This is a genomic window from Sphingobacterium siyangense (assembly GCF_007830445.1).
Lineage (GTDB): Bacteria > Bacteroidota > Bacteroidia > Sphingobacteriales > Sphingobacteriaceae > Sphingobacterium > Sphingobacterium siyangense.
In genome coordinates this window covers 1-11,307 of the sequence record NZ_VLKR01000060.1, presented here as the reverse complement: position 1 = coordinate 11,307, position 11,307 = coordinate 1, and the positions used below count along the sequence as shown (strand labels likewise).

Below are 11,307 nucleotides of genomic sequence, written 5' to 3'. Positions count from 1 at the left end.
TAGTAACTGTAAGTTCCCGAACTGTTCAACAGAAAACCATCTTCTGTAGCGATACGCTCGATCACAGGATTTGCTCCGCTAGCTTTGCTGTATTCAATACCACCGATATAGTCCTGCTCGATAGTGATACCGCTAACCGTAGACTTGCGGTTCAGCTTAGCACCTGATGCATCGTAGGTGTAGGCAATACTCTTACCTGTACCGGTCACTGTTTTAGGCAGGTTCAGGTAATTGTAGCTTAGCGTCATCCCCGTACGGTCCTTGGTCGCATTGCCGTTAAGGTCATACGTGAAAGAGCCTGTTACCCCACCCGTAAGACTGGCCAGCCTGTTACTCTTATTTGTATTGTTATAGTTGTACGTGATCGCCGTTCCATTGTCACGGACAAGCGTTTTGATATTGCCCATATCGTCGTATGTCAATACCTCACTCATTACCGTACCGGTACTAACTCCACTCATCAACCTGTTGAGCGCATCGTAACCGTAGGTAAATGTGCTGTTGGTGGTAGCCCCATAGCCCCACAGTTGCTGCGCGATATTGCCATTGTACTGGGCATTAGCAAGCAGGGTTGTCCCATTCACATTATAGTTCAGCTGCGAGGTGAACTGCGCCGAGCTTGCTTTGGTCTGCCAGCCCCGCTCATTATAGGCATAGCCAATACTGGTCATAAAGTTGCCACCACCGTTCTCACTGTGCAGTGACTTGGTCTTCAGTTGACCGATCTCATTGTAGGCAAGTCTGCTCTGGATCACCTCATCCTGTCCATTGACCTTCTTTTTGGTCTGTACCAGGCGGCCCACATGGTCATACTCATTGTTTGTGATAATAGTAACCGCTGCTCCTGTGGATGGTGTATGCACATGCGTACTCTTGACGACCTGGCCCGGATAATTGTACTCATTGGTCACCCGGTCTGTTCCGTTCAAATGGTTACGCCCCACACTTTGGATCACACGTCCATAATCATCATAATAACTGATGGTCAGCATCGAATCCGAACGGTCATCTTTCCAGACCATCGTACCTGTCAAGAGCCCCTTAATCTTGGTACTCTTGCTAATATTCAGCGGCTGCAGATTAGCTGTTGCTCCTCCTGTGAAGACATAATCATCGTAATAATTTACCGATTGCAGTGACTGCCCGGTTTTGGGATAAGCCTGATTGGTATAAGCTACTGTACCCACCCGGTCTTCCCAATATTTGGACACCGTGTTCACATCAGCCTGTGCCGCAGACCGGCTCGCAAAGGTCTTGCTATATAGTCCCGTCTGTACAACCCGGCCAAATGCATCATATTTTGTATAGCTCCATTTCCCAAGCCCGCGCTGTACGGCATCCTGCGTCAGCACAACCTGATCATTGGCATTGTACACCAGCCATTCCCAGCCCTTGCCCGGGATTTTCTTTTCAGCCAGCCTTCTCTTTTCGTCGTACTTGTAAGCATACACCAGCTCATGGAAATCGCCAGTGGCGGCCTCAGTCAGCGTTGTGGTCGTGGAAGGAAATCCGGGCGGGATCACATACCGCAGGTCTCCAAAGTCGTCGTACACATACTGCGTTTCCAGCTTCTTACTGTCTGTTTCCCAGACCCGCTTGAGTACGACATGCCCCTCGAAATCTTTAAATTCCTCCATCGTACCGCCCTTTCCGTTTGCCGATATCCAGTTCTCATCCTTGATCACCATTTTATAGAGTTTGCCGGCAGTATAATAGCCTGCTGTGGCTCCGGTGCTGTTGACTGTCCACAGCCGAACATCATTGGTCACGTTTGTACCATAATCGCTTACCACTGTGCGGCCAGCGTTGGTACCTGCTGTCACATTATCGCGGTTGGCTCCAGGCTGCCAGGGAACACCCGGTGCCCCCTGCTCCTTCGCACGGTTCAGCGGACTGTTCTCAAAGACCGTGACCGCATAGGGACTCGCTGTCTTGACCACGGCGGCATCCCAGGTATTCGCCGTTGCATAGTAAGCCTGCTGGTCAGCCTTGGCCGTAGGCTTGAAACTGCCATCTCCGGCCACATTCTTCACGTGGGGTAAATATTTGATGCTTTCCCTTCCAAAGCCATCGTATTCGATATGCTGTACAATATCCCTATAACTGGGGCTGGCCATCAGCTGGACGCTCTGGCTCGGTCTCCCAAGTCCGTCAAAGTACTGGATGCTCTGGTTCTCCTGACCAATGGTACGCTGGTTGGCCAATTGCGCAAGCTTAACCGTATCACGGAAAGTCCGCGTCAGGATATAGTTCTGGCCGGCCGTAGGGGTGCTCAGAATATTCTGAAACCCCGCAATACTGATCGTAATGGTCTTGCCTGCAGCAGGTGCAGGAATATAAAAGCCATTCTGGAGTGTAATACTTTTGAGGGCCTGGATATTGGTCTGGTTGCTATAGGAACTCAGGGGAAGATGGTCCACAAGCGTCTGTCCATGTACAGTACCCAATACAGCAAAGGACAGTAGCGTTAAAAAGTTCTTTTTCATAATTGAATAGGCTTAATTGGAACGGTAATGGTAATCAAAAGACTTGCTCACGTTGTTAAGATGGTCAAGGATCGCCTGCAAGCGCTGCATACCGTCGTACGTAAAGGTTTCCTTTATTCCACGGGGATCCGTTTTGCTGGTCATACCAACGAGCGGTTTATAGGTGAAGCTAGTCACCATGGCTTTGGGAAGCTCTGTGCGTAACTTATCAGCGGCATTTTTGATCAGGGTCTCCATACTGGACTCGGTCTGGCTACTGTTCAGATTATCGATCGTTGCTTGAGTGAGTACAAGTGCAACTTCTGCGTAAGTTGCATTCCTGATTTCGGCAATTGGATATTGACCACCATAGCCCCAAAGATAAGTGACAGTGGGATTATTTTTAGATTCTATTGTTTTGATCGTACCGTTCGGATAATAGATATAGCTATCTTCCTTGATATAATTACTTGGAATACTATTAAAATCAGAAAAATTACTCGGTAATTGAGGGGTTAAACTAATAAACTTATATACACGCTCGATATCCCCATTGGTTAATCTGGTAAAAATAGTTCCTTCTACAGCTTTTTTGTCTACCAACACTTCTTCCTGAATTGGCAGGGAAAGTTTATTGTTTGGCAAAAGGGAATTCAGATCACCAGAATATTTGTAAGCTCTATCAAAACGTTTACCAGAGCTAGCAAGATAGCTGATATTCGAAAGATCGCGATATTGATTATAACTCATCGCCTTTTGAACAATACTACTATCTCGCAGCACTCCGTTTACATCGTAATTGAATTTCTTTTCGACAGTAGCAACAGGCTGGCGACTTCCTATAGTTTCGAAATTATTTTGAACATAATATCTACGACTGTTTAATGTATAATATTCTAGGCTGGATGTTTTGAAATAAGCTTCATACTGAGGTCCCAGTTCATCGACGACAAAATTCTTAATTTGATCAACCTGAAACTGACTATAGTCAATTTGCTTCTCCTCCAAAAGGCGTTCATTTCCGTCAGTTATCGCATAAACTCTCTCTTTAATCAGCTCTCCTTTTCCCCAGTTCGGAAATGCAACATTATCATATGGATATTTACCTGGAGCCATACTCACTCGATAGGAATAACCTTGATCAAAATAGTTTTCTTTCCAACCATTTTTCACACCATTGGTTTCTTTAAAAACCGTTACTTTATCATAAAAAACCGGATTACCATTGTTCATCCCCAAAGCAACGGTACTATTGGAGGAAAATTGAATCGTTTTTAGTAAACTAGCCCTAGACTCTAAATCGTAATATAGCTGATCCTTATAATTAAAATATTGACCAATATCACGCATCAATTTCCCGCCTAATTTACCTTTGTAGAAATAAGCATATTCTTCTGTATCTGTGACTTCACTATTGTTATTATAATTAATCTGTTTCTTTATCCGCAGCCCTCCTGCAACAACGGGTTCTGATATTCCGGTTACAATTTCTTCTAAATATTTATAAGTCAGATAAAACTCAATGGACGGGTTCCCGCATAAGCCCTGCATTGAACCGGTTACATTATGCAAATCTAATTCTACCTTATACTGATCGCCTTTGTAAATAATGATATCTGAATAATAATTTTTGGGAGAAGACTTGTCCGACGCTGAATGTTGGAACTTCTGAAATGTATTTTTAGTCAGATTCGTAATCTTCGCTTCAGGAAGCAGTAAATAATTAGGAAGTATAGAATAGTCTGAAAATCTTACAATTAATTTACCAGCATCCTGACCACTATTAATAATATTTTCATTTGCCGTAAATTCATAAGTCATTTTCTGGCCTGCATTTAATAACTCAGGATTATCCTCACATACTATTGAAGGATTCTTCCAATTTATTGCATAAACATTCACATTTTTGGTTGTCTCCCGATATTGGATACCGCCGTTTTCAACCTGATAATTGTTGGCTTCGTATTCAAATACAGAACTTCCCCCGGAAGGATAGGTAATTTTAGTCAATACAGCCGCTTTCATATAATTAAAATCCGATTTCCGATTATCACCATTAAAGATGGGTTTTGAAGTACTTGCTGCGGAATAGAAATTATTGGGAATGAGGGATGAATTTGACTTTCCGTTATAAAATCCCCAAAAATCAACAGAATTGGTATAATGAAGAGGGGGCAGAGGGGTATCATCGTACTCAAATTTATAAATCTTGTGATTTTGCTTAACAGGATCCAGTTCCGTAAATCCAATCAGTTTTAAACTTTTGAAATTTCTTTGAGGGATCGGAAGACTACCCACAATGGGGTGGGATGCACCAGTTCGATCAAAGTAAGCATCATTATCCAACTTAAATTCATGCATTACCATTATACCATCCAGCACCTTGATACCACTCAAACGCGGAGTAGTATATCCTGTATCCATTATGTCTTTACGGTCTGAAGCCCCTATAAATTGAATCTTATTCGTACGATAGGTAATTTCTTTCAGTATAAGATTGGTGATATCTGTTCTGGCGAAATATTTCATATTCATCTTGTGGTAAATCCCCTTTTGATCAATAGGATTTTCAAATACGGTGTTCATGTCCGTTGCGATTTCCGAAGAACGTTTATAATCCGTATATCTATACGAATTGTAAGAAAACTTAATTACATCAGCGCCGTTTGCACTTATGATCTCAGTCAGTTTCCAAGAAGACACATAAGGCAATATAGCTTGAATGTCTGGGTCAATGTTTGTAGACGGTTCATCGTTGCTAACTGTATTTTCGACGCGTGTTGTTTCTCTGGCCTCGATATTGTCCAAACTTTTGCCAAATCGATATTGATTACCCACCTTATCATACACAATAAATACCCCATTTGTCTTATCAAAGGATATCTTTATTGGTTCATGATTATTCGTGATGAATTCACCGTTGTTATTAACTGTAAACTGAGCATTAAGTCCCGGCGCCTTTAAATAATAAATATCGGGTTGTCCATCCTTAAGATTCATATAATCTTTACCTAGATAACTGGTATCAGTTACTGTCCTTCCTCCTAAAACAAGGTCTAAATCAATAGTATTGATATTTGGCAAGATTTTACCAGTCTTCAAAAACCCGTTTTCACTTTCATCCGGAAGACCTTGAACCGACCTGATAATTTCTCCGCCAGCAATAAGGGTCCAGCCCAGCCCAACGATACTAGACTCCTGATCAGCCTGTATACCGCCAGCATGGTAAGACAATTGTATATCCACAGGAACACTTCTTGTTTTAAGTGTAAAAACAGGAATGGAGATTTGCTTTACCCCGGTAGATAAATCTGTTGGAAATTCAGCATATTTACCCAACCCTGTTACATCAGGAGAATGAAAGGATACCAAAGGTTTGTCCAATTTAGTCTGCCCTTTCACATTAGCTGCCATGAATGCCACACCGATCAGAGTAGCACAAAAATATTTATTAAAAAACTGCATTTATATTTCTTTAAACAATAGCTATAATTCAATTATTTTCTTTTTAGAATTTCGATTTCTTGACTCTGCTTTACTACAGTCTTATTCAATTGAATTACCTGTAGGGTCAACTCCTCAATTTTTTTTAAGAGAATCTTATTCATCTCACCCAATGAAATACCATTTGCTTCAACTTCACTTGCTTTGGGTACATCGGGAAGATGACCATTCTTTTGAATAAATTTTTCCGTTTCGGTTAGTGTAGGCAGCTTATAATCCTCTTCAAAAACATAATCTGCCCAACCCGATGTTTCCACTTTGATTTCCTGACTCCGGATCTTGCCTTTCACAGCAAGGTCATAGTCACCAGGTGTTTGTGTTTTTATACCGACTTTTCCTGAAAAATAAAAATCGCCGGCACCGACAGGATTGTTCAAAAGAGAACTTATCGTAGGCTCATTTCCATTAACTTCCTCTATACGAGGTCCATAAAAATACTGACGGTCATCGGTATTGTTGTCATAATATAGGTACGACCGATGGCGAGTGACTGTATTGGTCGATGCAAACTTAAAGTCAGTCATGCCAATAACTTTCTGACCTGTAACGCCGTCATATATTGCCCCGTAATTTACGGTAGATGGGTCATTTGAACCATGTACATAACCTACCAGAAGATACCAGCGGTCTAGTTCGGGGAGATTTCCATACCAAAAGTAAGGGTTATTGTTTATCGTTCCAGCAAGTGTATTCACACCTGGAGCACATCCTAAATAGGCCGTTCCACTTTTAGAATTTGTTCTTTTCATCCAAACCGAAAAACGGTAGGTCTTCTGATTATTGATCGGAATATCAACGGAGTTCCAGCCCCCGTCTGCATTCCCATCTCCGCTGGGCATTGCCTTCCATAAAACAACCTGTGTGCCCAAAGGGCCCACACCCCATTCGCGCTCATTCTCGCTGGTCAGACCATTTGCTGTGAGAGCGGAAGTCCCCCCTGAACCGGCTACCCAATCATTAAGATTTAAAAGATTTTGTGCACGACTTCCCAGAGCACATGCGCTAAAGGCAAAAAGAAATGCCAACTTAAACTTGTTCATAGCTAATAAACTGATTAATAAAATATATCAATAGTCAAAAACACATAGGAACCCCTAGGATGCAATTTTATTGATTTTTTGGCCTAGATAACTTTCTATATATGGTTCATCAAATTTAAAAAGTTTTGATATTTATTTACAGCATTATATAAAATATTTTTTCGTTAAGGTCATATCGCGTTACTGTTAAACCTTGCATAGTTGCCATGGCTTCCTTAACCAAAAATTGATTTGCCATATTTCTTTAATTTTAATGATATAGGCAAAAGTATAGATGTAGCAGGCCCTATCTTAGAAAAACAAGAGATTTATGAGCGGTAGCTGGGAGATACCGAAAAGTACAGGACAATAAAGCCTCCCTTGACAGTCAGCAAGGGAGGCTTTATTAGTTAGCGGTTCAATAATATTTTTACTGTTTTTTTTCTCGTTCACTTCTCATTTCGGACAATGCCGTCTCCGATGTTTCGAGACGTTCAATTACCTGTTTTATAGCTGCCTCCTATATCATTAAAGACAGTGGTGCCAATAACAACATTGGCAGCTATTGGATCATTATAACGTGAAATCTCCCTCCCTTCGATGGAATTGGTTGTGGTTAATATCATGGCATTATACTTTTCAATCGGGCAAGGTTACCACCCAAGCCTGATAATAATGAATCTTTAATTTTCTCCCACAAAGATTCTTCATCAATAAAAATCAAATAATTCAATTTTTCAATGTTTAGCCCAAATTTATCAATGAGATAATTTGCAACTTTTTTAGGAGAAATTTGGCTTCGATAAAAATCCCTCAGATTATCAAGAGGTTCCCACCTACTTCTATCCAAAGACAGGTCAATTTGATTCAAATAGGCATATAAAAATACTGCAAAAGACCATTTCCACCAATTCTTAATAAAAACCGGCTTAGTTCCTTGCAGATCTAAGGGAGCACCTCCTGTTACAATACGACCAGGATTTCCGGTCCCACCCATACAACCCGGGATTGGCCCGACCTGGCTACATAAACATACGGAGATATAGAAACATACGTCTCCGCCAAAGGGGCCTCCACACTCCATCGTCCGATTTCGGCGTCATAAAACCTCGCCCCGTAGTCATATTAATTAATAACTTTTTAGAACCTCTTGCCAATTCTCCGGATAATCTTTTTTGATCTTTTCTTCAATAAAATCAGGGACTGGTTCCTTCGCGTAATCCAATCCTTTAGTTTTTAAAAAGGATATGACATTTCTCTTCTGGCGGTATTCTTTTTTATCCAAATCAACTATTTCTCTTCTAAGCGCTCCCAAAATGTAGATTGAGTCTCCTTGCACAGTCCTATACATGATTCGCTTATAATCTGCTCCTTGTTCAAGTAAATATTGTGCTATATCAAACTGTTGATGGCTTATTGCATCTGATAATGGTAAATGCGGATAATAAGTATACCAAGAATTATAAAAATTAACATCGGCTCCCGCATTAACTAAGAGTTTAACTTTATTTAGATTATTACCTGAGATATATGTAATTGCTATATTTAATGGCGTTTCCCTTCCATTGTCACTATCCGTAATCGACTTATTCTCAACAACATTTGGATTACCATGGTATTTTATTAAAAGCTCTAGATATTTAGGGTCTGAATTTGCTGCGGCATCATGCATCGCTGTAGATCCTCGATATCTGTCTGCGATATTGGGATCAGCTTTCAAAGCTAATAATGTTTTTGCACTCTGATAGTCGTTATTATTAATCGCAAGCATCAATAAAGTTTTGCCAAATTTAGACTCTTGGTAATTGACGGGCTGCCTATCTTCGTTAGTTAGTTTTTTCACTAAATTAATATTCTCATCTTCCACTGCCTTTGCCAAATCCCAACTAGGCGAACCTTGGAAAAGCCGATAGTCATTGCCCAGAAGTTTCTCTTTATCGACCTTATGATCCCTATTATAACAACCACAAAGTGTAAAAACTAATATTATTATAAAAATTCTCATAATCTAAAATCTAAATTGAGAAGGAGTGATGGAATTTCTCAATCCGCTATTTATTTGTTGACCTACAGTAGGTTTTATAAGAGCCTCTATTACAGAGTTAATACTATGACCATTATATATGCCACTAAAACTTCGAGGTTGAAGAAAATGCTTATTTCCCCCAGCCGTTGGTATTGCACTTATCTTTTGAAGAGCATTTAACGGATCTGTCCTCATAATATATGCATCTGTATTAGATTTCTTTAATGTACCACTTGTTAGTGGACTTACCCCCGCCGCATTGAAAGTTATTGCCTTATCTCCAGTATGTAATGAATTGTTTTCCGCCAAACCACCGCCTAAAGAGTGACCAGTGAAAGTTAATTCAGCACTTCCTATAATTTTTTTCAAAGCATCTACAGTTTTAATTGATTGAGTATATTGAGAAGACATCCCTAATGGTTGTAAAACATCATGTTTAGCATCCTTAAAATCATCCATCTCTGTGCCAGCTGTAGCATATACATATTCTGTTTTCCCATCCACAGTTCTCTCATATACATTAGACTTAAAACCACTTTTTTCATTATTTAACTGTAAACCTCCTCCTGCTTTAGAAACCTGCCATCCGCCAATAAGGTCACCTGGATCTTCCTTATCTCCATATACGTGTTTAGAAATCATGGCAGCCTCTAAGGGAGTTGGCTCCTCTAACATCCCGTCCGGATCAATAAATGTGATCGGATCATTAAAGGTATAATTATACGGGCTATGTCTGCGCATTTCCTCCGCCAACGGATCCAACACATTCCATCTACCAATCTCCTCGTCATAAAACCTTGCCCCGTAATCGTATTGGTTACCAGGACTTTTTCGTAGTCCGGCCGATTCTGTGTCAGTTGAATACAAATTTCCTCAAAGAACTTTACCTACCCAAAGATCGTCGTTGATTTGATTTGTGCAACTATTTTTTACGGTTGGTAATTCATCTGTTACAGCAAATGTAGCCTCAATTTGACATTATTATTCCATTAAATTTTTAACAAAGTTTACTTGTCTCTGCTTATCATTAATTACTTTGGCAACATATTCTTCCCAGCTATTGTCTTCATCATCTAGGTATTCAAAAGGGGCAAAATTAAAACTAAAATTAGGTAACTGATAGTAAAATTGTGTAAGTATCTCAAATCCATCTAAAAGAGTGAATTCATAGCTATTGTTATCTCTTGTTTTTAATAACACATGATGAGAGTTTGAAATCATTACAGTATCATTTCCATAAATAAAATAAAGTTGATTATCCTTGACGAACAAAGCAGATAAAACATTGTTAATATATTTATACCAGCCTTTAATTTGAGGATTTGATGTATCCTCAAACTCTTTATTTCGGTTGTAATCAAAATATTTTTTAGCAACATCAAAGTTTCTTAATAGCATAAATATTTAAATTTTAAAATCCTAAATCTTGTCCACCTGTTCTCGTCGCACTATTTATAATATCATCCCAAGACTTACCTTGTTGTCTTAGATAATCTATTGTTGGACCAAGTTTGTCTCCGTATTTTTCAATATTTCTTTGATAAATTTGATTTAGCAAATTATCAGGAGTGAGCGATTTATATTTTACACCAAGCTCTCTTCTTAAACTATGCAATACTTTTGCTATCTCCTCGGAGGATTTCCCAGCCAAACGCATTCTATTAGCAATAGCAGATAACCCTTCTACTTCCTTAACATACGCCGCTCTAAGAGGAGGTAGTACTATTCTCTTTCTATTAGCGGCTTTTCTCGCCTGAAAACCACCACTCATCATGCTATACATATTTTCGCGATGAGCTGAACCAATCTGATAATGGATATAGGATTGCATCCCTTCGGTTCGGTAAACCTCTAAGCCTTTTTCCATATCAGTTACCTGCCCTCCAGACATCAGGTCTCCAAATCCCTTTGAAAATTCATAGCTATTTACATAATTCCAAGCTTTTTTTGCATAAACATTTACAGTTTCCAATGCTCCTCCTAACCACGTGGTATCTGCAGCCATACCTGTAGGATCAATCATTAGTATAGGATTGTTCATCCCATAGTTATAGGGGCTAACATTTTCAAAATCTTCCGCCAACGGATCTACCACATTCCATCTGCCTATCTCCGCGTCATAGAATCTAGCCCCGTAATCCAGCTGTCCTTCCAATACATAAGAACCTCCCAAGGTATGCGTACCACCATTCAGGTCGGTCTGCATCTCCTTGCCATTATAAAGATACTTATTATTGATACTCGTTGCAATAGATTTCGTCTTACCGAATGGATAGTAATCCTGCTTCTGCAT

The 11,307-nt window shown here is 40.0% G+C and carries 9 protein-coding genes and 1 pseudogene; all 10 read right to left on the bottom strand.

The window, feature by feature from the left end:
• A partial coding sequence (locus IQ31_RS26860; protein WP_145331412.1) for a DUF6443 domain-containing protein occupies positions 1-2,486 on the bottom strand: 2,486 nt, incomplete at its 3' end.
• A 12-nt stretch (positions 2,487-2,498) separates the two neighbouring features.
• Positions 2,499-5,930, bottom strand: coding sequence for a hypothetical protein (locus tag IQ31_RS26855; RefSeq protein WP_145331410.1), 3,432 nt, complete (start codon positions 5,928-5,930; stop codon positions 2,499-2,501).
• Between the two features lie 32 nt (positions 5,931-5,962).
• Positions 5,963-7,009, bottom strand: a complete 1,047-nt coding sequence (locus tag IQ31_RS26850) for a tail fiber protein (protein ID WP_145331408.1) — start codon at positions 7,007-7,009, stop codon at positions 5,963-5,965.
• Between the two features lie 473 nt (positions 7,010-7,482).
• A complete protein-coding gene (locus tag IQ31_RS26845; protein WP_145331406.1) occupies positions 7,483-7,614 on the bottom strand; it encodes a heavy metal-binding domain-containing protein in 132 nt (43 codons plus the stop codon).
• The gene (locus IQ31_RS26840) at positions 7,611-8,072 is read right to left on the bottom strand and encodes a hypothetical protein (RefSeq protein WP_145331404.1); all 462 of its coding nucleotides are present in this window, start codon (positions 8,070-8,072) and stop codon (positions 7,611-7,613) included. The genes IQ31_RS26845 and IQ31_RS26840 overlap by 4 nt, the downstream gene beginning before the upstream one ends.
• Before the next feature lie 45 nt (positions 8,073-8,117).
• A complete protein-coding gene (locus IQ31_RS26835; RefSeq protein ID WP_145331402.1) occupies positions 8,118-8,993 on the bottom strand; it encodes an ankyrin repeat domain-containing protein in 876 nt (291 codons plus the stop codon).
• A 3-nt stretch (positions 8,994-8,996) separates the two neighbouring features.
• Entirely contained in the window at positions 8,997-9,656 is a 660-nt protein-coding gene (locus tag IQ31_RS27490) for a Tle-like phospholipase domain-containing protein (protein WP_425304082.1), read from the bottom strand.
• 30 nt (positions 9,657-9,686) lie between these two features.
• Positions 9,687-9,833: pseudogene (locus IQ31_RS28145) on the bottom strand (RHS repeat-associated core domain-containing protein); the annotation flags it as partial.
• 162 nt (positions 9,834-9,995) lie between these two features.
• Positions 9,996-10,412, bottom strand: a complete 417-nt coding sequence (locus IQ31_RS26825; protein ID WP_145331400.1) for a hypothetical protein — start codon at positions 10,410-10,412, stop codon at positions 9,996-9,998.
• A gap of 13 nt (positions 10,413-10,425) precedes the next feature.
• The coding region (locus tag IQ31_RS27775; protein ID WP_208734395.1) for an RHS repeat-associated core domain-containing protein at positions 10,426-11,307 on the bottom strand (882 nt) is incomplete at its 5' end.